We start from the raw sequence: 23,239 nt of genomic DNA on the forward strand, positions 1-23,239 counted from the left end.
TGTAGGGGTGCAGCATGCTGCACCCCTGCGTTGGGCGCTTTATTCGTCCGGATTTTCGGCGATAAAGCGTTCTGCGTCTTCAACCATGGATTTGGTGCCGACGAAGAAAGGTGCACGCTGGTGCAGTTTCACCGGGGTAATGTCCAGAATACGGTTTTTACCGTCACTGGCTTTGCCGCCGGCTTGTTCTGCCAAGAACGCCATCGGGTTGCATTCATACAGCAGGCGCAGCTTGCCTTGTGGGTGGCTGGCGGTGCTTGGATAAATGTAAATGCCGCCTTTCAGCAGGTTGCGATGGAAATCTGCAACCAGTGAACCGATGTAGCGTGAGGTGTAAGGACGTTGTGTTGCTTCGTCTTGTTCCTGGCAATACTTGATGTATTTCTTCACACCGCGTGGGAACTTGATGTAGTTACCTTCGTTGATGGAATACATGTTGCCGCTGGCTGGGAAGCGGACTTTCTCATGGGACAGGCAGAACACGCCCAGAGACGGATCGTAAGTAAAGGCATGCACGCCATAACCGGTGGTGTACACCAGCATGGTGGATGAACCATAAACTACGTAGCCAGCAGCCACCTGAGCACTGCCCGGTTGCAGGAAGTCTTCTTCGGTTACCGGAATGCCTACCGGGGTAATGCGACGATAGATAGAGAAAATCGTACCGACCGAGACGTTGACATCAATATTGGACGAACCGTCCAATGGATCCATCAGCACCACATACTTGGCATTTTCAGCCCGCTCGCCGTCGAATATCACGATTTCGTCTTCTTCTTCGGAAGCGATACCCGCAACTTCACCGCGCGCTTTCAACGCCGCTTTCAGCTTTTCATTGGCGTACAGGTCCAGTTTCATCTGAACTTCACCCTGTACATTGGAAACGCCGCTGGTGCCCAGAATATCAACCAGACCCGCTTTGTTGATATCGCGGTGGATGATTTTGGCGCCCAGTTTAATTGCAGAAAGTAGCGCAGTCAGCTCGCCGGTGGCGTGAGAGAAGTCGTGCTGTTTCTCGACGATAAATTCGCCTAACGTTTTCATGACACAATCCCTGAATCTACGGATGGGTAGCGGTTTGTTAACATACCGCCAACGTATTCGCGAGCAGTGTAGCCCAAAGATGAGCGCTATTCATAGGCAAATCCATTTCTTCTGGATGATTCTGGGCGTTAGAATAAGCCAACATTCGACGTACTCTATGAGAAAACTATGCGCATTCACATTCTTGGGATCTGTGGCACCTTTATGGGCGGGCTCGCTGTGCTGGCTCGCTCGCTAGGGCATGAGGTGACCGGCTCTGACGCTAATGTCTATCCGCCGATGAGCACGCTGTTGGAGAAGGAAGGGATCGAACTGATCCAAGGCTACGATCCCGCTCAGTTGGATCCCATGCCGGATCTGGTGATCATTGGTAACGCCATGACGCGTGGCAATCCCTGTGTTGAAGCGGTACTGGAGCAGGGCATCCCTTACGTTTCCGGTCCACAGTGGTTGCATGACTATGTGCTGCGCGATCGCTGGGTGCTGGCCGTTGCCGGGACTCACGGTAAGACCACCACTGCGGGTATGGCAACCTGGATCCTCGACGTCTGCGGATATAAACCGGGCTTTGTGATCGGCGGTGTTCCTGGCAACTTTGACGTTTCCGCCCGCTTGGGCGACAGCCCGTTCTTTGTGATCGAAGCTGACGAGTATGACTGCGCGTTCTTCGACAAGCGTTCCAAGTTTGTGCATTACAGCCCACGTACGCTGATCATGAATAATCTGGAGTTTGATCACGCCGATATCTTTGATGATCTGAAAGCGATCCAGAAACAGTTCCATCATCTGGTGCGCTTGGTTCCCGGCAAGGGCAAGATCATTTTGCCTGACAACGACAATCACCTGAAACAGGTGATGGCGATGGGCTGCTGGAGCGAGCAGGAGCTGGTCGGGGAAGAAGGCGCATGGCGTGCACAGAAGCTAACACCGGACGCCAGCCATTATGCGGTATTCCTGCATGGTGAGCAGGTGGGGGAAGTGAAGTGGTCGCTGGTGGGTGAACACAACATGCATAATGGTTTAATGGCCATTGCTGCTACGCGCCATGTTGGTGTGATGCCTGCGGATGCTTGCCGTGCGCTCGGTGATTTCATCAATGCGCGCCGCCGTCTGGAACTGCGTGGTGAAGCCCATGGAGTGACGGTCTACGACGACTTTGCCCATCACCCAACGGCTATCTTGGCAACCTTGGCCGCGCTGCGTGGCAAGGTTGGTGGCACTGCCCGTATTCTTGCCGTGCTTGAGCCCCGTTCCAATACCATGAAGATGGGGATCAGTAAGAACGATCTGGCGCCATCGCTTGGTCGTGCCGATGAAGTATTCCTGTTCCAGCCGCATCATATTCCCTGGCAGGTGGCAGAAGTGGCGGAAGCCTGCGTGCAGCCGGCCCATTGGAGCGCCGATCTCGACACCCTGGTAGAGATGATTGTGAAAACGGCTCAGCCGGGTGACCATATTCTGGTCATGAGCAACGGCGGCTTCGGCGGTATCCACGATCGACTGTTGGACGCTTTGGCTCGCAAGTCTGAACCGAAAGTCACCTATTGATCATATGGGTGGCGTGAAACAACCTTTCTAAGGGCCGGTCGCGGCCCTTTTTTTCGCGCATAAAAAAGCCCTCGCGAGCGAGGGCAACGGGGTTCGTCGGATAGGACGACGACATTTCTTCAGGGAATCAGTGCTTACGACAGAACTCGGCAGTGGCAGTGACGAGGGTAGTCAGTTCCGTAAGCACGTCCCCTGAATTGTTATTTATAGATTTCAGCCGTCGCGTGCCAATTACCGTTTTCATAGGCTTCAATTACACGGTAAGCCTTGGCACCTTGCTTATCAGCTTTGTCTGACAAGGCCTGGCGAATATCAGAAGGCGCGCCGGTGATGCCGCTGACGGTGATGGTACCGGCAGATTGCAGGGTATCTGCCTGGTCATTAGTGATTAACGTGGCGGCCGAGGCCCCGAACGAAACGACTGACAGCAGGCTAAGTGCGGCGAGGGTTGTTTTCATGTTCATCATATTGCGTCCTGTTGCGATAACCGCCTGGAAGGGCTTTTACAGCGTTTTTATTCTTGAAGGCCGTTATCGGTGATGCTGGGTACCAGAGTTCTTTTGCCCGTTTCCGGGTAACATTTTGTACTTACTTGTAAATTTCTGCGGTGGCGTGGAAGTTACCTTCGTTACGCGCCTCAATGACACGGTATGCAGTTGCGCCTTTGGCATCGGCCTTCTCAGACAGTGCCTGACGGATGTCGGAAGGTGCACCGGCTACGCCGCTTACGGTAATGGTACCTGCAGCCTGCATTTTTGCCGCCTGGCTTGCATCAACAGATTGTGCTGCAAATGCGCCGAAAGAAAGCATGGATAGAATGCTCATAGTTGCAACGGTAGCTTTAATTTTCATGGTTTGACCTCATCGTATTCTTTTATCAGTTCCAGTGAACTGTGATTTACGTCACGGAAATGAGTATACATCTAGTAACGCTAAAAATTAATAGTTAGCTAACAGTTTCTAGTGAAACTTTATCATGGTGTTGTTTGTTTTTTATAACCAAATGGAATAAAAACGGGTCATAAAATGATCTTTTGATGTTAAATTTATGTAATTTCAATAAGGTAAGTGCTTTTGACCAAAAGTGCGAAAGATTGCAGTGGCTATCACTGGTTACACAGAAATGTCATTGAAATGTGCTGTGGTGTGAAGGAAATCTAGAGTTTTACGTGGAAAGGGATGAGAGAAACGTAAGCATAGGGTTAAAGAAGCGCTAACAAAACGCGACGGCTAGCCGCATTTTGTTAGCGCTAAGCATCATAACTCTTGTTCAAACAGCGTCAGGATGGCTTCGTACAATTGGCGAGCGGTAAAGCTGCTGGCCGGGGTAACAAAAATAGTGTCGTCGCCGGCAATGGTGCCCAGGATACCTTCGGACTTCCCTAATGAATCCAACAGGCGGGCAATGAGCTGTGCAGCGCCAGGGCTGGTGTGGATGACCACGACTGCATCGTTATGGTCGACATCGAGTACCAGGTTCTTCAGCGGGCTGGTGGTGGTCGGCACACCGAGTTCTGCTGGAAGGCAATACACCATTTCCATCTTGGCATTGCGCGTACGCACTGCGCCGAACTTGGTCAGCATGCGCGATACTTTGGATTGGTTGATGTTTTCGAAGCCTTCTTCTTGCAGCGCCAAAACGATCTCGCCTTGAGAACTGAATTTTTCTTCTTTCAATAACGCTTTAAACGCTTTGATCAGATCTTCCTGCTTTGCGGGATTACGCATTTTGCACCGTAGAATGTTGACAATAGAAGTGATTATTATGCATATAAATGAATTTTTATGCAATAAGAGGACGTCCAGCAAAAACAATCATGCCCGGACAATGAGGAAAGGTCGGCATTTTAACAAAATCCGAACCCCATGAATATGCCCTTTCGGCGACCTTAAAGTGGTTCGTGGTGGTAAAGAAAATGTTATTAAAATGATGTTGTTCTGATGTTGTGTAAGGGTGTAATGTAACCGCCGGTTAACTTGCTCGTGAATAACCTCGCAGTATTTTTGATTAGTGTGCGCTATGCCCTTAATGCGTAAGCTATTTAATCTAAAATGAGCGCGACATCGGCTGTTTTATTGCGCCAGTTCTCAAATGAACTGTTAAGAGATTGTTTTTAAAGGTGTAATAATCTAAGGTCCGTAACCAACATATTCACGGCGCTTTATATATTTAAGATAATAAAGGAGTATAGGATGAAAGTTGCAGTTCTCGGTGCTGCTGGCGGTATCGGCCAGGCCCTCGCCCTTCTACTCAAAACCCAGCTTCCTTCAGGTTCTGAACTCTCTCTCTACGACATCGCCCCAGTGACTCCAGGTGTTGCCGTCGATTTAAGCCACATCCCAACCGCAGTTAAAATCAAAGGCTTCAGCGGCGAAGACGCAACGCCAGCTCTGCATGGCGCAGACGTGGTGCTGATCTCTGCCGGTGTTGCACGTAAGCCGGGTATGGACCGTTCAGATCTGTTCAACGTGAACGCGGGCATCGTGCGTAATCTGATTCAGCAAGTGGCAACAACCTGCCCGAAAGCCTGCATCGGTATTATCACCAATCCGGTTAACACAACCGTGGCTATCGCAGCAGAAGTGCTGAAGAAAGCCGGTGTTTATGACAAAAATAAACTGTTCGGCGTCACCTCGCTGGACATCATCCGTTCTAACACCTTCGTGGCCGAGCTGAAAGGCAAGCAACCAGAAGAGTTGAACGTGCCAGTTATCGGTGGGCACTCTGGTGTGACCATCCTGCCACTGTTGTCACAGATCCCTGGCGTGAGCTTTACCGAGCAGGAAGTGGTGGATCTGACCAAACGTATTCAGAATGCGGGTACGGAAGTGGTTGAGGCCAAAGCCGGTGGCGGGTCTGCAACCCTGTCAATGGGCCAGGCAGCAGCGCGTTTCGGCCTGTCCCTGGTTCGTGCACTGCAAGGCGAAAAAGGCGTGGTGGAATGTGCTTATGTGGAAGGTGATGGCAAATACGCTCGCTTCTTCGCTCAACCGCTGGTGCTGGGCAAAAACGGCGTTGAAGAACGCAAAGACATTGGTACCCTGAGTGCATTCGAGCAGAAAGCGCTGACAGATATGCTGGATGTGCTGCATAAAGATATTGAACTGGGCGAAAAGTTTATCAATAACTGATCACCCCGCGATGTAAGATATGCATAAGCCGCCGGACAGTGTTCCGGCGGTTTTTTTATGCCTGCGGTTATGACCGAATTCGCGCTTTTCTATCCAGCAGGTTATGGGTGTGTGGATCGAAGTAACGGCTTGGCCAGATTTCTGCAGGATGAATGTCGAGTGTTTCGGCAATGAGCCATTCTCCTTTTGGCCAGGGGCGCGATAGCGCGTTTGCCAGCGTTGAAGAGCTAAGCCCCGCCTTGCGCGATACCGCCGCCAATGTCGTTCCCTTCTTACGTAAAGCCGCAATGATATCCGCCGGGTGCCAGTCCTTATTCTCTGAGTTCATGTTTGCATTCCTTTTTTTGATTAGCGAAAGTTCTGTTAGTGGTATAACTAACAGGTCAAGATTAATCGTTTAAACAACATGAATCGCTTATGCGGAAACTAGCATACCACTAAGTTTCTTAAAAAATACCCGAATAGTTTCCAAAAAAAGATATTTGCCAACTTCCCAGAGATCATGGCTATGAAAAAAGAGTGGTTTACCGCCAAGGAGCTGACAAGCGTGGCAGGGTTACCTTCCTCACCACAGGGAATAAATTTGATGGCGCGCCGTGAAGGTTGGCTCAGCCGACGCCGTAAAGGCGTACAAGGCAAAGCGCTGGAATATCATATCGACAGCTTACCTAATAGCACCCGTAATCTTCTGATATTGAAAGAGGACTCGGCAATTTATGACGTTGAGCGTCAGGACCCACTGACGGTGTGGGTTGAGTATTACTATCACCTGACAGAGAGCGAACGTGAGAAAGTTTTGACGTTCTTGATGCGTGAAGGTATTGGTGGCCTGTTGGCGCGAATTTCACCGGAGAAATGAGCAGACCCGCAGAGCGGGTCTGTGGAAACAGCAGGTTGCCTATTGTTTCTTAAAAATCACGTTGAACCGCGAGGTGCGCCAATCCTTCCAGCGCGGTGCGATGCGGGGATTCAGGCAGGGCCTGCAACGCGGCAATGGCCTTGTCGGCTTCTTCCTCCGCGCGCTGGCGAGTGTATTCCAGCGAACCGCATTGCTCCATGGCTTTCAGTACGGGCTCCAGCAAATGACGACCGTTGCCTTGCTCAATTGCGCCGCGGATCATGGCTTTCTGCTCACCTTCACTATTATGCATGGCATGCAGCAACGGCAATGTCGGTTTACCTTCGTTGAGGTCGTCACCGGTATTTTTACCCAGGGTGCTGCCATCGGCGCTGTAATCGAGCAGATCGTCGATCAACTGGAAGGCGGTACCAAGATAGCGGCCGTAATCCTGCAGCGCTTTTTCCTCTGCAACGCTTGCGTCTGACAGGATTGCCGAAGACTGCGCCGCTGCTTCAAACAGGCGTGCAGTTTTGCTGTAGATCACCCGCATGTAGCTTTCTTCTGTGATATCCGGATCGTGCACGTTCATTAACTGCAGTACTTCGCCTTCGGCAATAACGTTAACGGCTTCGGACATCAGTGCCAGCACGCGGAGCGATTCCAGACTCGTCATCATCTGGAAAGCCCGTGTATAGATGAAGTCGCCAACCAACACACTGGCAGCATTGCCAAAGGCGGCATTGGCGGTCGCTTTGCCGCGACGCATGTCGGATTCATCTACCACGTCATCATGGAGCAGCGTGGCGGTATGAATGAATTCGATCAGCGCAGCAACGGTAATGTGTTTATCACCCTGATAATGCAAAGCCCGGGCCGCCAGAACGGCGATCATCGGGCGGATGCGCTTACCGCCACCACTGATAATGTAATAGCCAAGCTGATTGATGAGCGTGACATCAGAATTCAGCTGTTCGAGAATTGTTGCGTTCACGGCCGCCATATCTTGCGCGGTTAACTCGGTAATTTGCTCTAGGTTCATTGTATTTTTTTCAGCTGTGTTTCTCTTCACCGCGTTGAGATCGCTGCTCACATCGGTACATGGCGGTAACTGTCCTCCTGATTGTACTTGAAAAACGGTTCAGATAAACGCCATGAAAGAAACTGTGCTTTTTTTCTTCTTTTTTCTGCTTCTGGTCTTATTCTGCTCTTGTCATATGCGGGATTATTGCGTAGAATTCGCGCCCTATTGTGAATATTTATAGCGCGCTCTGTACTGAACAGTTGGGCACGCGGAAAGCGGAGTTTTATATGTACGCGGTTTTCCAAAGTGGTGGTAAACAACACCGAGTAAGCGAAGGTCAAACCGTTCGCTTGGAAAAGCTGGACATCGCAACTGGTGAAGCTGTTGAGTTTGACCAGATTCTGATGATCGCTAATGGCGAAGATATCAAAATCGGCGTTCCTTACGTCGATGGCGGTAAGATCAAAGCTGAAGTAGTTGCTCACGGTCGTGGCGAGAAAATTAAGATCGTTAAGTTTCGTCGTCGTAAACACCATCGTAAGCAGCAGGGCCACCGTCAGTGGTTCACTGACGTTAAAATCACCGGCATCAGCGCTTAAGTTAGGGGAGCAGATTAATGGCACACAAAAAGGCTGGCGGCTCGACTCGTAACGGTCGCGATTCAGAAGCTAAACGTCTGGGCGTAAAACGCTTTGGCGGCGAAGCAGTACTGGCAGGCAGCATCATCGTTCGTCAGCGCGGCACTAAATTCCACGCTGGTACCAACGTGGGTTGCGGCAAAGACCACACTCTGTTTGCTTTGAAAGACGGTAAAGTCAAATTCGAAGTTAAAGGCCCGAGCAATCGTAAATTCATCAGCATCGAAGCTGAATAATTTTCCGAGCCTGACTAAATAGATGTAAGCCCCGCAATTCGTTGCGGGGCTTTTTACATTCTAGGGTGTTGGGCTGCTTGTGCGCAGACCCGTTAGCGCTGGCAAAGGTAAGATGGAAACGAAACAGCAGGTCGGAATTGGCATTTCTCTGGCGGTGACTACAGCGGTTTGCTGGGGCGCATTGCCGATTGCGATGAAAGAAGTGCTGGTAGTGATGGAGCCGTTTACCGTTGTTTGGTATCGCTTTACCATTGCTGCGCTTGGGTTGGGGCTTATTTTAGCCGTGCGCGGCAGGCTGCCGCCAGTGACTCTATTTCGCCAACCGCGCTGGTTGCTGATTTTGGCTATCGCGACGGCGGGCCTTCTGGGGAACTTCATTTTCTTCAGCTCTTCGCTGCAGTATCTCAGCCCGACAGCATCGCAGGTGATCGGCCAACTGTCGCCGGTCGGCATGATGTTTGCCAGCGTGCTGATTTTAAAAGAGCGCATGCGCATCACTCAGGTGATAGGCGCGCTAATGCTGATTTTCGGGTTGTTGTTGTTTTTTAACGTCAGCCTGATTGAGATTTTCACTCGCTTGACGGATTACACCCTTGGGGTGCTGCTAGGCGTGTGTGCGGCGATGGTGTGGGTCACTTATGGCGTTGCGCAGAAAGTGTTGCTGCGCCGATTAGCCTCGCCGCAAATACTGTTAATGTTGTACACTTTATGTGCAATAGCTTTATTTCCTCTGGCCAAGCCAGGGGTGATTTTTCAGCTCAGCGGCTGGCAATTAGCCTGCCTGCTGTTCTGTGGCGCCAACACGCTGATTGGCTATGGTGCGCTGGCGGAAGCCATGGCGCGCTGGCAGGCGGCGCAGGTGAGTGCGTTAGTTACGCTGACACCGCTGTTTACCCTGCTTTTTTCAGATTTATTGGCGTTGGCCTGGCCACACGTATTCGCCGCCCCGACATTGAATGTCGTTGGCTATGTCGGTGCTTTCGTGGTGGTTGCGGGCGCCATGTTTTCCGCAATTGGTCACCGTTGGTGGCCGCGACGGGCAGAAACCCGCCTGGTTGCTCCTTTGAAGCAGCCCGGTGAATGATTTACGGAGACGGTAAATGAAGTTTGTAGATGAAGCAGCGATTTTGGTCGTTGCAGGTGACGGTGGTAATGGTTGCGTCAGCTTCCGCCGCGAAAAATATATCCCGAACGGCGGGCCAGATGGTGGTGACGGCGGTGATGGCGGCGACGTCTATTTGTTGGCGGACGAAAACCTCAACACGCTGATCGACTACCGCTTTGAGAAATCTTTCCGCGCCGAACGTGGTCAGAACGGCCAAAGCCGTGACTGTACAGGCAAGCGTGGCAAAGACATTACTATCAAAGTCCCTGTCGGCACCCGTGTGCAAGACCAGGGCACGGGTGAAATCCTCGGTGACATGACCCGCCATGGCCAGCTTTTGATGGTCGCGAAAGGCGGTTGGCATGGTTTGGGCAATACCCGATTTAAATCATCCGTTAACCGCGCTCCACGCCAGAAAACGCTGGGTACCGCAGGTGAAGCGCGTGACATCCTGCTGGAGCTGTTGCTGTTGGCTGATGTGGGCATGCTCGGTTTACCGAATGCCGGCAAGTCGACCTTCATCCGTGCAGTCTCCGCGGCCAAGCCGAAAGTTGCTGACTATCCGTTTACGACCTTGGTGCCAAGCCTGGGTGTGGTACGTATGGATCACGAACAAAGCTTCGTGGTTGCCGATATTCCGGGGTTGATCGAAGGGGCCTCTGACGGTGCTGGCTTGGGTATTCGCTTCCTGAAGCATCTGGAACGCTGCCGTGTGTTGCTGCACCTGGTGGATATCGCTCCTATCGATGAATCTGATCCGGTAGAAAATGCCAAAATCATCATCAATGAGTTGAACCAATACAGCGCAAATCTGGCAGACAAGCCACGCTGGCTTGTTTTCAACAAGATTGATGTGATTGGTGAAGAAGAAGCTGCCGTGCGTGCCAAGGCGATTGCAGAAGGCATGGGCTGGGAAGGCAAGTACTACATGATCTCCGCCGTTAATCGTGAAGGCGTCAACGCGCTGTGCTGGGATGTAATGCAGTTTATCAACACGCAGCCGAAGGCGATGGCGATCGAAGAAAGCGCGCCGGAGAAAGTCGAGTTCATGTGGGATGATTACCACCGTGAACAACTCGCAGAAGTGGAAGCTGAAGCGGATGACGACTGGGATGATGACTGGGACGAAGATGACGACGAAGGCGTCGAAATCGTTTACCAGAAGTAATCTTGTGAAGAGAAGGGCTCAGTTAACACTGGGCCCTTTTTTTATCGACACTATTTATTTAGCACGTTTTCCGGTAGCCAGCATTGGGCATTCAGCCCGTGGGTATCCTGGCGGTTTTCCATCGTCAGGCGCCCTTGGTGCAGCTGTACGATACGGGTCACTATATTTAGCCCCAATCCACTACCGCCGTAGCGCTGGTCCATACGACGAAACGCCTGGGTGAGTTCGCCAACCATTTTTTCTTTGATTCCCGGGCCTTCATCAATCACTTGCAGCAAATAACCGTGCTTCTGCGCGGCAAGCTGTACCCGAATACTGCTGCCTTCTGGGCTGTAACGGTGGGCATTTTCCACCAAATTACGCAACAACAGGCGCAACAGGACAGGGTCACCATGAACCGGCGCGGTTTCAGGCAATTGCCATTGCAGTTTTTGCTCGCGCTGGGCGACCAATTCCTCAAGCTCTTCCTGCAGCGGTTGGATCACGTTGTTTACCCAGTCGAACTGTTGGTAATGGCCGCTGGCAAAATCTTGCCCGGCGCGCGCGAGCATCAGTAATTGTTCGACGGTGTGCATCAGCTGGTCAATGCGGGCAATTAACGGGCCGCTTTGTGGAATGCCCTGTTTTTCCATGAGTTCCAGATGCAGCCGAATCCCTGCCAGCGGCGTGCGCAGTTCGTGTGCGGCATCGGCGGTAAAGAGCCGCTCTTGCTGAATAGTGTTATCCAGTCGTGAAAACAGTTGGTTGAGTGTGGTGGTAACCGCCATCATTTCAAGGCTGTCACTGCTGAGCGGGAGTGGCGTCAGATTATCGGCGGAACGCTTCTCCAGCCGTTCCTGCAATTGATTGAGTGGCCGGATAATCCAACTGATAGCCCAAAATGAGGCGAGCAGCGTGACTATCATCATGATTAACGAGGGGGCAAGTAGCGAGGCGATGGCTTCGGCGATCTCCGTATCGACACGTTCGGTACGCACTTTAGCCGACAGGGTTTCATCTACCAGAAAGCTGATTTGCTCCTGGCTTTCGTGCCAAAGCCAAAATGCGCTAATAAGCTGGGTGACCAAAAGGATCAGCGCCAGCATCAATAACAGACGGCGGCGCATGCTGATCATGATGAAGACTCCAGGCGGTAGCCGATGCCACGTACGGTACGGATACGGTCCTTACCTAATTTGCGGCGCAGGTTATGAATATGCACTTCTAGCGTGTTAGAGCCCAAATCATCCTGCCAGGTATAAAGATCCTGCTGTAACAACTCGCGGTTGACCGTTTGGCCGGCGCGCATCATCAGGCGTGACAGAATGGCGAACTCTTTCGGTGTGACTTCCACCGGCTGTTGCTGAACATAGACTTGTTGGCTGGAAAGATTGAGCTGGAGATCATCCAACTGCATCAGATTGTCACTGTGGCCCTGATAGCGGCGAATTAAGGCGCGTACACGCGCTTGCAGTTCAACCAACGCAAAGGGTTTTACCAGGTAATCGTCAGCACCGGCGTCCAGCCCATCAACACGGTCTTCAAGGGCATCGCGAGCCGTCAGAATGAGTACCGGCAAGTCAACTTGTTGACGACGCCACTGCCGCAGCAGACTGGCGCCATCCATGTCAGGCAGACCCAAATCGAGGATGATCATGCTGTACTGGCTAGTAATGAGCAGGGCGTTGGCCTCCGCCGCCGTCGCGGCGCAGTCGCAAGCATAGCCTTCCCCTGCTAATGCCAGCGCCAATCCTTGTTGCAGGAGCTCATCGTCTTCCACAATCAGCAGTTTCATCATAACCCTCAGTTATTCTGATAAATATCCCGGTACAGGCGACTTTCAAAACGCACCAATGGAGCGCGGCGCTGTTTTTGATCTTCCGGCGGTACGGCATAACCTGACAGATACTGTACGAATGCAAAGCGCTGACCGCTGGCGGTTGTAATGAACCCGGCCAGATTATATACGCCTTGCAGCGCACCGGTTTTTGCAGAAACCTTACCGTCAACGCCAGCTTCGTGTAACCCGCCGCGGTAGCGCAGGGTTCCGTCGTAGCCTGACAGCGGTAGCATCGAAATGAAGTTCAGCTCATTGTCATGCTGCGCAATGTACTGAAGCGCCTGCATCATGGTCGCTGGGGCCAGCAGGTTATGGCGTGATAACCCTGAACCGTCCACGACGATGCTATTGCCCAGATCAACACCGGCCTTCTGGCGCAGCACTTGGCGTACGGCATCAGCGCCGGCACGCCACGTTCCTGGGACACCAAAACGTTCATGCCCGATCGTCCGGAATACGGTATCGGCGATCATGTTGTCCGATTTCTTCAGCATGATCTTCAGCAGGTCGTGCAGCGGTGCTGACTGCGTTTGTGCTATCACGGTCCCTTTCAGCCCTGGCTGGGTCTGGCGCTTTAGGTGGCCGTCTACCTGGATGCCAGCCTGTGTCAGCTCATCTTTCAGGATGGCTCCGGCATAGCTGGCACCATCCTGGATAGCGAAGGCCAGCGGCAATGGATCGCTGCGCTGGGTCAGACAGCCAGTCAGAGTAAAGCGGTTCAATTCGCCGGGTACCACATCCAGCTCACAATATTGAGCATCCGCAGAGCCTTTCGCCAGCGTGCGCACCTGGCTGAACATATTGACCGGGTAATAAGAGGCCACGCGAATAAAGGCCATATCGCCCGGATTCGGCGCGCTGTAGAGCGACACCGAGAAGCAGTTGCGATCGACAATCGCCGCGGCCGGCGGTGCGCTGAAACACTGCGTCAGATCGTTCCACGGCCAACCGGGAGCTTTGTCATGGCTGGCGAATACGGACGTATCGACCAGCACATCACCGGTAATTTGCCGCACACCCTGCTTTTTCAGTATGGCGACCATATTGCGCAGGTTCTGGCGCTTAAAGGTGGGATCGCCGCTGAAGCGGGCAATCAAATTGCCGCGCAAAACGCCGTCGCTGATATCGCCTTGGCTCTCCAGCGTGGTCGTGAAGCGGTAATCGGGGCCGAGCTGCAACAATGCAGCCAGCGCGGTCAGCACTTTTTGGGTACTGGCCGGTAACGCCATTTGCTGTGAATGATAATCGATGGTCGGCGTATCGGCGCCGATCTTCTGAACTACCAGGGCAAGGTTGGCCCCATCAGGCAAATATTGTGTGTAATCTTCAACCGGGGCCGCATTCGCATTTAGAACAAATGCGCAAGCCAATGCACTGACAATTCGTGAAAAACGCATAATCTCGGGATAACAGCTGGATAACGTGCCGTCATACTACGGTGCATTCAGGGAAAAAGTAAACGATGACCCTCAAGGAACTCTACGCTAAAATGCGTATCAAAATGCAAAATCGATCCTGACTTGGGCTAGTGTCCCGAGTCAGGCTTCTTTTGTTTATCGCCTGGAGGCGGCGGGCACGTACCCCCCGTTTTTTCATACGAACACGTCAGGATGACGGCTATTTGAACAGGAAAGATTTAGAGGTATTTACACGATGAAACAGATTCCGATGACCTTGTTTGGCGCAGAAAAACTGCGCGAAGAGCTCGAATTTTTGAAAAGTGTGCGCCGTCCGAAAATCATTGCGGATATCGCTGACGCCCGTGAACACGGCGATTTGAAAGAAAACGCAGAGTACCATGCCGCGCGTGAGCAGCAGGGATTCTGTGAAGGGCGTATCCAGGAAATTGAAGCCAAGCTGTCGAACGCGCAGGTGATCGATATCACCAAGATGCCCAATAATGGCCGCGTGATTTTTGGCTCCACCGTTTCGGTGATGAACCTGGATAGCGAAGAAGAAGTGACTTACCGTATCGTTGGCGACGACGAAGCCGATTTCAAGAAAAATCTGATTTCGGTCAATTCCCCAATGGCGCGCGGTTTGATCGGCAAAGAGCAAGATGACGTTGTTGTGATAAAAACACCGGGCGGCGATGTCGATTATGAGATCTTGAAGGTTGAATATCTCTGAATATTCGCTATTCGTTCAGAAATTCGCCAGGGTTTTGTAAAGAAAGGAAAAAGGCCGCACGCGGCCTTTTATCTGAATCAGGTGCATGGCACCTTTTCGTTAACCCAATGCTTATTAACGCGGTAGACTGATCTTGCGCTCTTTAGACGGGCGGTAAAGAATAAGCGTACTGCCGATAACTTGCACGTTGCAGGCACCCGTTTCACGCACGATAGCGTCGGCGATCAGGGTTTTGGTTTCGCGATCTTCAGCAGCGATTTTTACCTTGATCAGCTCATGATGCTCCAGAGCCTGTTCAATTTCAGCCAGCACCCCTTCGGTGAGACCGTTATTACCCAGCATGACAACCGGTTTTAACGGATGCGCCAGGCCTTTCAGGTGCTGTTTTTGTTTATTATTCAGATTCATTGTCTTTTTTGCTTAAGTTGGGATTGAAAACGGTACATTCTACCGCCATCTCATGTATATCACCAAATCGGTCTTCACCGGTGTGAGTCTACAAGAGCTGCGAACCTGACATTAAGACTCTTTTTATGATAGTTGGAAAACGAGATGGCTAATAAAAAGCGTTCTGCTAGCTCCAGTCGCTGGTTACAAGAACACTTTAGCGATAAATATGTGCAACAGGCGCAGAAAAAAGGGCTGCGTTCGCGCGCCTGGTTTAAACTTGATGAAATACAGCAGAGTGACAAACTGTTTAAACCTGGCATGACCGTAGTGGACTTAGGTGCGGCGCCGGGCGGTTGGTCGCAGTATGTCGTGACCCAGATCGGCGGTTCCGGCCGCATCATCGCCTGTGATATTTTGCCAATGGATCCTATCGTTGGCGTCGATTTCCTTCAGGGCGATTTTCGTGATGAACTGGTGCTCAAGGCTCTGTTGGAACGTGTAGGTGAAAGCAAGGTTCAGGTAGTCATGTCTGACATGGCTCCGAATATGAGTGGCACTCCGGCCGTCGATATTCCAAGATCGATGTATCTGGTGGAATTAGCACTGGGAATGTGTCGTGATGTCCTCGCACCAGGCGGAAGTTTCCTGGTGAAGGTGTTCCAGGGAGATGGTTTTGACGAGTACCTACGGGAAATTCGCTCCCTGTTTACGAAGGTTAAGATTCGTAAGCCAGACGCTTCCCGCGCACGTTCGCGCGAAGTGTACATTGTAGCGACAGGGCGCAAGCTGTAGTACCCTAACGCTGTTTGTTAACACAGTTGTAATATGAGGTTAATCCCTTGAGTGACATGGCGAAAAACCTAATTCTCTGGTTAGTCATCGCGGTAGTGTTGATGTCTGTATTCCAGAGCTTTGGGCCCAGCGAGTCGAATGGCCGTAGGGTGGATTACTCTACCTTCATGTCCGAACTGACCCAAGATCAGGTTCGCGAAGCGCGAATCAACGGACGTGAAATTAACGTTACCAAGAAAGACAGTAACAAATACACGACCTATATCCCTGTCAACGATCCTAAGTTGCTGGATACGTTGTTAACCAAGAATGTGAAAGTTGTTGGTGAACCGCCTGAAGAGCCGAGTTTGCTGGCTTCTATCTTTATTTCATGGTTCCCAATGCTGTTGCTGATCGGGGTTTGGATCTTCTTCATGCGGCAAATGCAGGGCGGCGGCGGCAAAGGCGCGATGTCCTTTGGCAAGAGCAAGGCCCGCATGCTGACCGAAGACCAGATCAAAACCACCTTTGCTGACGTTGCAGGTTGTGACGAAGCGAAAGAGGAAGTGAGCGAACTGGTTGAATACCTGCGCGAGCCGAGCCGCTTCCAGAAATTGGGCGGTAAGATCCCTAAAGGTGTGCTGATGGTTGGCCCTCCAGGGACCGGTAAAACGCTGCTGGCGAAAGCGATCGCCGGTGAGGCAAAAGTGCCGTTCTTCACCATTTCCGGTTCCGACTTCGTCGAAATGTTTGTGGGTGTTGGTGCTTCTCGTGTGCGTGATATGTTCGAGCAGGCGAAAAAAGCCGCACCGTGCATCATCTTTATCGATGAAATCGACGCCGTTGGTCGCCAGCGTGGCGCCGGTCTGGGTGGCGGTCACGATGAACGTGAGCAAACGCTGAACCAGATGCTGGTTGAAATGGATGGTTTTGAAGGCAACGAAGGCATTATCGTCATCGCTGCAACCAACCGTCCAGACGTGCTTGACCCGGCATTGCTGCGTCCAGGCCGCTTCGACCGTCAGGTGGTTGTTGGCTTGCCAGATGTACGTGGTCGTGAACAGATCCTGAAGGTGCATTCACGTCGTGTACCACTGGCTCCAGATGTTGATGCTTCCGTGCTGGCACGTGGTACTCCGGGCTTCTCGGGCGCCGATCTGGCCAACCTGGTCAACGAGGCCGCGCTGTTTGCTGCCCGTGGCAATAAACGTGTCGTGTCGATGGTTGAGTTTGAAAAAGCCAAAGACAAGATCATGATGGGGGCAGAACGCCGCTCCATGGTGATGACCGAAGCGCAGAAAGAGTCGACCGCGTATCACGAAGCAGGCCACGCCATTATCGGTCGTCTGGTTCCTGAACACGATCCGGTGCACAAGGTAACGATTATTCCTCGTGGCCGTGCATTGGGTGTGACCTTCTTCCTGCCGGAAGGTGACGCGATCAGCGCTAGCCGTCAGAAGCTGGAGAGCCAAATCTCTACTCTGTATGGCGGTCGTCTGGCTGAGGAAATCATTTACGGGCCAGAGAAAGTCTCTACCGGTGCGTCGAACGACATTAAAGTGGCAACCTCGATTGCCCGTAACATGGTGACCCAATGGGGCTTCTCCGAGAAGCTGGGGCCACTGTTGTATGCGGAAGAAGAGGGCGAAGTGTTCTTGGGCCGTTCCGTCGCCAAGGCGAAGCACATGTCTGACGAAACTGCGCGCATTATCGACCAGGAAGTTAAATCCCTGATCGAACGCAACTACATCCGTGCGCGTGCGTTGTTGATGGAAAACATGGACATCCTGCATTCAATGAAGGATGCCTTGATGAAGTATGAAACCATCGATGCGCCACAGATCGACGATCTGATGAACCGTAAAGACGTGCGTCCGCCAGCGGGTTGGGACGATGCGGGTAAAGGCAGCAATTCCGACAACGGCGGCACACCAAAAGCCCCAACGCCGGTTGATGAACCACGTACGCCGAACCCAGGTAATACCATGTCTGAACAGCTAGACAAGTAACTTTAGCTGTGTAATAACATCGAACCCCGGCATGCCGGGGTTTTTTATTGCCCGGTGGGCAGTAAACCAGGCAATCAGGCAATAGTAAGGTGAATTAGCCATGCAGTTAACCGTGCGAGACATGACTCTCGATCTTTCCCACCCAAGGGTGATGGGGATCCTCAATGTAACTCCGGATTCTTTTTCTGACGGCGGTAAGCACAACCAGCTCAATCAGGCGTTGTTACATGCACATGCGTTGATTTCGGCCGGTGCGACCATGATTGATGTGGGGGGGGAATCGACCAGACCGGGAGCGTCAGAGGTCAGTGAAGAGGAGGAGATCGCACGGGTAGTGCCGGTAGTCGAGGCGATTGCTCAGCGTTTTGAAGTCTTTATCTCTGTGGATACCTCGAAAGCCGGGGTGATTCGCGAGTCGGCCCAGGCGGGCGCACACCTGATCAACGACGTTCGTTCGCTGCAAGAACCGGGTGCGCTGGCGGCGGCCGCAGAAAGTGGCCTGCCGGTGTGCCTGATGCACATGCAGGGTGAGCCGCGTACCATGCAGCAGGCGCCACACTATGATGATCTTATCGGCGATGTGCATGCATTTTTCCAACGACATATTGAACGTTGTCATGCTGCCGGTATTACAAATCAGAAATTGCTGCTCGACCCAGGATTCGGTTTCGGTAAGAATTTAGCGCACAATTATCAGCTTCTGGCCAGATTGTCAGAATTTCATCGCTTCGGCCTGCCGCTATTGGTAGGGATGTCGCGCAAGTCGATGATTGGACAACTGCTGAATGTACCGCCTGATCAGCGAGTTATCGGCAGCGTGGCCTGTGCGGTGATCGCCGCCATGCAGGGCGCACAGATTGTCAGAGTGCATGACGTTAAAGAAACCGTCGAGGCGATGCGTGTCGTCGAGGCAACACTTTCAGCTAAAGGATGACAGAGACATGAGCGAGCGCAAATATTTTGGTACTGACGGCATTCGTGGCAAGGTCGGTGATAGCCCGATTACCCCTGATTTCGTTCTGAAACTTGGCTGGGCGGCGGGTAAAGTATTGGCACGTCACGGTTCACGTAAAATTATTATCGGCAAAGATACCCGTATTTCCGGTTATATGCTGGAGTCGGCGCTGGAAGCGGGGCTCGCAGCTGCAGGGTTGTCTGCCTCCTTTACCGGCCCCATGCCAACGCCGGCGGTGGCATACTTGACGCGGACCTTCCGTGCGGAGGCCGGTATTGTGATCTCGGCATCGCATAACCCGTTTTACGACAATGGCATCAAATTCTTCTCCATTGACGGGGCGAAGCTGCCAGACCACGTCGAAGAAGCCATTGAAGCTGAAATGGAAAAACCGCTGACCTGTGTCGAATCCTCAGAATTGGGTAAAGCCAGCCGAATTATCGATGCAGCGGGTCGTTATATCGAATTCTGTAAAGGTACCTTCCCGAGCGAACTGAGCCTGAAGGGCCTGAAAATTGTGGTGGACTGCGCCAACGGCGCGACTTATCACATTGCACCTAGCGTTCTGCGTGAACTGGGCGCCACGGTGATTGCTATCGGCGTTGAGCCGGATGGCATGAACATCAATGAAAAATGTGGTGCAACAGACGTGCGTCAACTGCAGGAGCGTGTGCTGCTGGAAAAGGCACATGTCGGTCTGGCGTTTGATGGCGACGGTGACCGCGTGATGATGGTGGATCACTTGGGCAACAAGGTTGATGGCGATCAGATTCTCTACATCATTGCCCGTGAAGGGCTTCGTCAGGGGCAACTGCGCGGTGGCGCTGTCGGCACGCTGATGAGCAACATGGGGCTGGAGCTGGCATTGAAACAGCTGGGCATCCCGTTTGCGCGCGCTAAGGTAGGCGACCGCTATGTACTGGAAAAGCTGCAGGAACTGGGCTGGCGCATCGGTGCAGAAAACTCAGGCCATGTGATCCTGCTGGACAAAACCACCACCGGCGATGGCATTGTGGCCGGGCTACAGGTGCTGACCGCGATGGTACGCAATAGCATGACCCTGCATGATCTGTGCAGCGGCATGAAACTGCTGCCGCAGATTCTGGTCAACGTACGCTTTGTCGGTGAACACAACCCGCTGGAGTCTGAAGACGTGCGTAAAATCACCGAGCAGGTTGAGGCTGAATTGGCGGGTCGTGGCCGCGTGCTGTTGCGTAAATCGGGTACTGAACCTTTGATCCGTGTGATGGTGGAAGGTGAAGATGAGCAGCAGGTTACTGCGCTGGCGCATCGCATTGCTGATGCGGTGAAGTCTGCGGGTTAATTGACCATTACTGCGTTCCGGGGGCACTAAGTGTCTCCGGAAATCACAGCCTGCGAATTTTATTGGTGTTTTTTTCTGCAAACGCGCCAGTGGCTGCAAATTGCCCTTGCGCGGTTTGGCGCCTTTGGTTAGTATTCACACCCGCTTCAGTGGGCAGTTTGATATAACGCCTGCGACTTCTTAATAGAAATAGAAGCCTTTGGGGTGTGAAGCATTTGGCACGCGGTGAAGCCGCAAGGATACGGGTACAACTATGTACGAAGCTCTTCTGGTAATTTTCCTGCTGATCTCAATCGGGCTGGTTGCTCTGATTATGCTGCAGCAAGGTAAAGGCGCTGATATGGGAGCCTCATTCGGAGCAGGTGCATCTGGCACATTGTTCGGTTCGAGTGGTTCCGGTAACTTCATGACCCGCATGACAGCTGTGCTGGCGACGTTGTTTTTCGTCATCAGTCTGATCTTGGGCAACCTGAGCACCAACCAGAGCAAGAAAGGCAGCGAGTGGGAAAATTTGGGTCAGCCAGTGAAATCTGAGCAGACTACCGCGCCGGCAGCACCAACCAAGCCGAGCAGCGATATCCCGCAGTAAGCGCCAAGCAGTAACAGAGTTTGAAAACGGTTGTTGTTACCTCATATAAATAACAGCCGTTAGCAGTAAGAATCAGTACCGAGGTGGTGGAATTGGTAGACACGCTACCTTGAGGTGGTAGTGCCCTAACGGGCTTGTGGGTTCGAGTCCCATCCTCGGTACCAAATCCCAGAGATAACTTGCAATTTTGCGATTATCGGCGTAATATTTGCCACGTTTTCGGACGCGGGGTGGAGCAGCCTGGTAGCTCGTCGGGCTCATAACCCGAAGGTCGTCGGTTCAAATCCGGCCCCCGCAACCACTTTCCTTTAAGTGTTTATTTTCAAATACACTTTTCGATTGAATTCCGCTTTTCTCGATCAACATTTGAAAATGACACTTGTTAGAAAGTTGCACCGAAGCCGCTTAGCGGCAAACAGGGTCCAGTTGCATAAAGCCCCGAATTTTCGGGGTTTTTTGTTATTTGGCAACAGAATCACTGGGCTATTAGGCCCTTTTTTTATGTCTTGGGGGTGGGCTTGTCCACATTAGAGCAAAAATTAACAGAGATGCTTTCGGCACCGGTAGAAGCGTTGGGCTTTGAACTTGTAGGCATCGAATTTATTCGTGCGCGCCAATCGACGCTCCGTATCTATATTGATAGTGAAAACGGCATCAATGTTGACGATTGTGCTGATGTCAGCCACCAGGTCAGCGCTGTATTGGACGTTGAAGAGCCAATCACAGTCGCTTACAACTTGGAAGTCTCCTCTCCTGGCCTTGATCGCCCGATGTTCACCGCAGAGCACTATACGCGTTTCCTCGGTGAAGAAGTCAGCCTGGTCCTGCGCATGGCCGTACAGAACCGTCGCAAATGGCAGGGCATTATTAAGTCTGTCGATGGCGAGATGATCACGGTTACTGTGGAAGGGAAAGATGAAGTGTTCGCGCTGAGCAATATCCAGAAAGCGAACCTGGTACCCCACTTTTAAAGTTTGGATGAGGCAACTAGGATGAATAAAGAGATTCTGGCTGTTGTTGAAGCTGTTTCCAATGAAAAATCCCTTCCGCGTGAGAAGATTTTCGAAGCGCTGGAAACCGCATTAGCCACCGCCACCAAGAAAAAATACGAGCAGGAAATCGAAGTTCGCGTCAGCATTGATCGCAAAACTGGCGATTTCGATACCTTCCGCCGTTGGGTCGCCGTAGATGAAGTGACTCAGCCGACGCGTGAAATCACGCTGGAAGCTGCACAGTATGAAGAGCCAGGCATTGAGCTGGGCGGTTACATCGAAGATCAGATTGAGTCTGTTACCTTTGACCGTATCACCACTCAGACCGCGAAACAGGTTATCGTACAGAAAGTACGCGAAGCTGAGCGCGCCATGGTTGTTGATGCTTTCCGTCAGCACGAAGGTGAAATCGTCACCGGCGTGGTGAAAAAAGTTAACCGTGACAGCATTGCGCTGGATCTGGGTAGCAACGCTGAAGCAGTGATTGGTCGTGAAGACATGCTGCCACGCGAAAACTTCCGTCCGGGCGACCGCATCCGCGGCATCCTGTACGCTGTTCGTCCTGAAGCCCGTGGTGCGCAGCTGTTTGTCAGCCGCTCCAGCGCCGAGATGCTGAAAGAACTGTTCCGCATCGAAGTACCGGAAATCGGCGAAGAAGTTATCGAAATTAAAGCGGCAGCCCGTGATCCTGGCTCCCGTGCAAAAATTGCAGTGAAAACCAACGACAAGCGTATCGACCCTGTCGGTGCTTGCGTCGGTATGCGCGGTGCGCGCGTTCAGGCCGTTTCGAGCGAGCTCGGCGGTGAACGTATCGACATCATCCTGTGGGATGATAACCCAGCGCAGTTCGTCATCAACGCTATGGCGCCAGCTGATGTTGCCTCTATCGTGGTTGATGAAGATAATTGCACTATGGACATCGCCGTTGAAGCCAGCAATCTGGCACAGGCGATCGGCCGTAATGGCCAAAACGTGCGTTTGGCATCCCAGCTGTTAAAACAACATCGTGACGATGACCGTTGGGAACTGAACGTGATGACGGCGGACGATCTGCAGGCCAAGCATCAGGCCGAAGCTCATGCCGCCATTGATACCTTCACCAAGCATCTTGATATTGACGAAGATTTCGCCACCGTACTGGTTGAAGAAGGCTTCTCTACTCTGGAAGAGTTGGCTTACGTGCCAATCAAAGAGTTGCTGGAAATCGACGGTCTGGATGAAGATATGGTTGAAGCGTTGCGCGATCGCGCCAAAGCTGCATTGACCACGCTGGCCCTGGCACAAGAAGAAAGCCTGGGCGACCAAAAACCTGCTGATGATTTGCTCAACCTGCCGGGTCTTGAGCGCAGCATGGCCTTTAAACTGGCCGCGCGTGGGGTTTGTACGCTGGAAGATCTTGCCGAGCAGGGTGTTGACGATCTGGCTGATATTGAAGGGCTTAGCGATGAGCAAGCCGGCGAGCTGATTATGGCCGCACGTAATATCTGTTGGTTTGGCGACAACGCGTAATAAACTGTAGCAGGAAGG

25 protein-coding genes and 2 tRNA genes are annotated in these 23,239 nt (G+C 52.2%); 17 read left to right on the forward strand and 10 right to left on the reverse strand.

The annotated features are described in order from the left end of the window. Nucleotides 1-39: 39 nt before the first annotated feature. The gene (gene fbp, locus ACI2J2_RS14100) at nt 40-1,044 is read right to left on the reverse strand and encodes a class 1 fructose-bisphosphatase (protein WP_099064485.1); all 1,005 of its coding nucleotides are present in this window, start codon (nt 1,042-1,044) and stop codon (nt 40-42) included. A 168-nt stretch (nt 1,045-1,212) separates the two neighbouring features. On the opposite strand from fbp, the gene mpl reads away from it, so the two are divergent. Further along, nucleotides 1,213-2,592, forward strand: a complete 1,380-nt coding sequence (gene mpl / locus ACI2J2_RS14105; RefSeq protein WP_209634325.1) for a UDP-N-acetylmuramate:L-alanyl-gamma-D-glutamyl-meso-diaminopimelate ligase — start codon at nt 1,213-1,215, stop codon at nt 2,590-2,592. A gap of 200 nt (nt 2,593-2,792) precedes the next feature. Here the strand turns inward: mpl and yhcN (ACI2J2_RS14110) are convergent, their stop codons facing one another. The 3 genes from yhcN (ACI2J2_RS14110) to argR form a co-directional block, all read right to left on the reverse strand. After that, a complete protein-coding gene (gene yhcN / locus ACI2J2_RS14110; RefSeq protein WP_209635262.1) occupies nt 2,793-3,056 on the reverse strand; it encodes a peroxide/acid stress response protein YhcN in 264 nt (87 codons plus the stop codon). A 124-nt stretch (nt 3,057-3,180) separates the two neighbouring features. Next, nucleotides 3,181-3,444: a peroxide/acid stress response protein YhcN gene (gene yhcN, locus ACI2J2_RS14115; protein ID WP_209634327.1), complete on the reverse strand. Its 264-nt coding sequence runs from the start codon at nt 3,442-3,444 to the stop codon at nt 3,181-3,183. A gap of 405 nt (nt 3,445-3,849) precedes the next feature. After that, nucleotides 3,850-4,320 (reverse strand): transcriptional regulator ArgR, encoded by a 471-nt coding sequence (argR, locus tag ACI2J2_RS14120; protein ID WP_020824937.1) that lies wholly within the window; start codon nt 4,318-4,320, stop codon nt 3,850-3,852. 465 nt (nt 4,321-4,785) lie between these two features. Here argR and mdh point away from each other — a divergent pair, with 465 nt between their 5' ends. Continuing rightward, nucleotides 4,786-5,724: a malate dehydrogenase gene (gene mdh, locus ACI2J2_RS14125; protein ID WP_209634329.1), complete on the forward strand. Its 939-nt coding sequence runs from the start codon at nt 4,786-4,788 to the stop codon at nt 5,722-5,724. 67 nt (nt 5,725-5,791) lie between these two features. On the opposite strand, the gene ACI2J2_RS14130 is transcribed toward mdh, so the two are convergent. Next, nucleotides 5,792-6,052: a helix-turn-helix transcriptional regulator gene (locus ACI2J2_RS14130; RefSeq protein ID WP_209634331.1), complete on the reverse strand. Its 261-nt coding sequence runs from the start codon at nt 6,050-6,052 to the stop codon at nt 5,792-5,794. A 180-nt stretch (nt 6,053-6,232) separates the two neighbouring features. On the opposite strand from ACI2J2_RS14130, the gene ACI2J2_RS14135 reads away from it, so the two are divergent. After that, entirely contained in the window at nt 6,233-6,583 is a 351-nt protein-coding gene (locus ACI2J2_RS14135) for a DNA-binding protein (RefSeq protein ID WP_209635264.1), read from the forward strand. A gap of 49 nt (nt 6,584-6,632) precedes the next feature. Here the strand turns inward: ACI2J2_RS14135 and ispB are convergent, their stop codons facing one another. Then, nucleotides 6,633-7,604: an octaprenyl diphosphate synthase gene (gene ispB / locus ACI2J2_RS14140; protein ID WP_209634333.1), complete on the reverse strand. Its 972-nt coding sequence runs from the start codon at nt 7,602-7,604 to the stop codon at nt 6,633-6,635. Between the two features lie 269 nt (nt 7,605-7,873). On the opposite strand from ispB, the gene rplU reads away from it, so the two are divergent. From rplU to cgtA, 4 genes are all read left to right on the forward strand, one after another. Further along, nucleotides 7,874-8,185: a 50S ribosomal protein L21 gene (gene rplU / locus ACI2J2_RS14145; protein ID WP_037423192.1), complete on the forward strand. Its 312-nt coding sequence runs from the start codon at nt 7,874-7,876 to the stop codon at nt 8,183-8,185. A gap of 17 nt (nt 8,186-8,202) precedes the next feature. Further along, on the forward strand, nt 8,203-8,460 hold the full coding sequence (gene rpmA, locus ACI2J2_RS14150; RefSeq protein WP_004933559.1) for a 50S ribosomal protein L27: 258 nt from the start codon (nt 8,203-8,205) through the stop codon (nt 8,458-8,460). Between the two features lie 112 nt (nt 8,461-8,572). Further along, complete coding sequence (locus tag ACI2J2_RS14155; protein WP_400767686.1) at nt 8,573-9,544, forward strand: DMT family transporter; 972 nt, start codon at nt 8,573-8,575, stop codon at nt 9,542-9,544. 16 nt (nt 9,545-9,560) lie between these two features. Beyond that, nucleotides 9,561-10,733, forward strand: coding sequence for an Obg family GTPase CgtA (cgtA, locus tag ACI2J2_RS14160; protein WP_209634337.1), 1,173 nt, complete (start codon nt 9,561-9,563; stop codon nt 10,731-10,733). A 50-nt stretch (nt 10,734-10,783) separates the two neighbouring features. On the opposite strand, the gene pmrB is transcribed toward cgtA, so the two are convergent. From pmrB to dacB, 3 genes are read right to left on the reverse strand one after another with little or no spacing between them, the layout of a single operon-like run. Next, nucleotides 10,784-11,848, reverse strand: coding sequence for a two-component system sensor histidine kinase PmrB (gene pmrB, locus ACI2J2_RS14165; RefSeq protein ID WP_209634339.1), 1,065 nt, complete (start codon nt 11,846-11,848; stop codon nt 10,784-10,786). Further along, nucleotides 11,845-12,507 carry a two-component system response regulator PmrA gene (gene pmrA / locus ACI2J2_RS14170; RefSeq protein WP_209634341.1) on the reverse strand — a complete coding sequence of 221 codons (663 nt, stop codon included), beginning with the start codon at nt 12,505-12,507 and terminating at the stop codon, nt 11,845-11,847. Before pmrA ends, pmrB begins: the two co-directional genes overlap by 4 nt. Before the next feature lie 8 nt (nt 12,508-12,515). After that, entirely contained in the window at nt 12,516-13,949 is a 1,434-nt protein-coding gene (dacB, locus tag ACI2J2_RS14175) for a serine-type D-Ala-D-Ala carboxypeptidase (RefSeq protein WP_400767683.1), read from the reverse strand. 256 nt (nt 13,950-14,205) lie between these two features. Here dacB and greA point away from each other — a divergent pair, with 256 nt between their 5' ends. Then, complete coding sequence (greA, locus tag ACI2J2_RS14180) at nt 14,206-14,682, forward strand: transcription elongation factor GreA (RefSeq protein WP_209634345.1); 477 nt, start codon at nt 14,206-14,208, stop codon at nt 14,680-14,682. Nucleotides 14,683-14,796: 114 nt separating this feature from the next. Here greA and yhbY read toward each other — a convergent pair whose 3' ends face one another. After that, nucleotides 14,797-15,090 carry a ribosome assembly RNA-binding protein YhbY gene (gene yhbY, locus ACI2J2_RS14185; protein ID WP_004933536.1) on the reverse strand — a complete coding sequence of 98 codons (294 nt, stop codon included), beginning with the start codon at nt 15,088-15,090 and terminating at the stop codon, nt 14,797-14,799. A 144-nt stretch (nt 15,091-15,234) separates the two neighbouring features. Between yhbY and rlmE the strand changes: the two genes are divergently transcribed. The 9 genes from rlmE (at nt 15,235) to nusA (ending at nt 23,221) form a co-directional block, all read left to right on the forward strand. Beyond that, nucleotides 15,235-15,864: a 23S rRNA (uridine(2552)-2'-O)-methyltransferase RlmE gene (gene rlmE / locus ACI2J2_RS14190; protein ID WP_012004940.1), complete on the forward strand. Its 630-nt coding sequence runs from the start codon at nt 15,235-15,237 to the stop codon at nt 15,862-15,864. Between the two features lie 56 nt (nt 15,865-15,920). After that, nucleotides 15,921-17,852 (forward strand): ATP-dependent zinc metalloprotease FtsH, encoded by a 1,932-nt coding sequence (ftsH, locus tag ACI2J2_RS14195; RefSeq protein ID WP_037423171.1) that lies wholly within the window; start codon nt 15,921-15,923, stop codon nt 17,850-17,852. A 100-nt stretch (nt 17,853-17,952) separates the two neighbouring features. After that, on the forward strand, nt 17,953-18,786 hold the full coding sequence (gene folP, locus ACI2J2_RS14200) for a dihydropteroate synthase (RefSeq protein ID WP_209634347.1): 834 nt from the start codon (nt 17,953-17,955) through the stop codon (nt 18,784-18,786). A 7-nt stretch (nt 18,787-18,793) separates the two neighbouring features. Further along, nucleotides 18,794-20,131 (forward strand): phosphoglucosamine mutase, encoded by a 1,338-nt coding sequence (gene glmM / locus ACI2J2_RS14205; RefSeq protein ID WP_209634349.1) that lies wholly within the window; start codon nt 18,794-18,796, stop codon nt 20,129-20,131. A gap of 253 nt (nt 20,132-20,384) precedes the next feature. After that, nucleotides 20,385-20,720, forward strand: a complete 336-nt coding sequence (gene secG, locus ACI2J2_RS14210) for a preprotein translocase subunit SecG (RefSeq protein ID WP_020824951.1) — start codon at nt 20,385-20,387, stop codon at nt 20,718-20,720. A 77-nt stretch (nt 20,721-20,797) separates the two neighbouring features. Beyond that, a tRNA-Leu gene (locus tag ACI2J2_RS14215) sits at nt 20,798-20,884 on the forward strand. A gap of 60 nt (nt 20,885-20,944) precedes the next feature. Further along, nucleotides 20,945-21,021, forward strand: a tRNA-Met gene (locus ACI2J2_RS14220). A 217-nt stretch (nt 21,022-21,238) separates the two neighbouring features. Next, nucleotides 21,239-21,691, forward strand: coding sequence for a ribosome maturation factor RimP (gene rimP / locus ACI2J2_RS14225; protein WP_004952852.1), 453 nt, complete (start codon nt 21,239-21,241; stop codon nt 21,689-21,691). Nucleotides 21,692-21,712: 21 nt separating this feature from the next. Further along, nucleotides 21,713-23,221 (forward strand): transcription termination factor NusA, encoded by a 1,509-nt coding sequence (nusA, locus tag ACI2J2_RS14230; protein ID WP_012004946.1) that lies wholly within the window; start codon nt 21,713-21,715, stop codon nt 23,219-23,221. Nucleotides 23,222-23,239: the final 18 nt, after the last annotated feature.

Origin of the sequence: Serratia sp. NPDC087055 (assembly GCF_044900985.1) — a bacterium.
In the GTDB taxonomy this organism is placed as follows: Bacteria; Pseudomonadota; Gammaproteobacteria; order Enterobacterales; family Enterobacteriaceae; genus Serratia.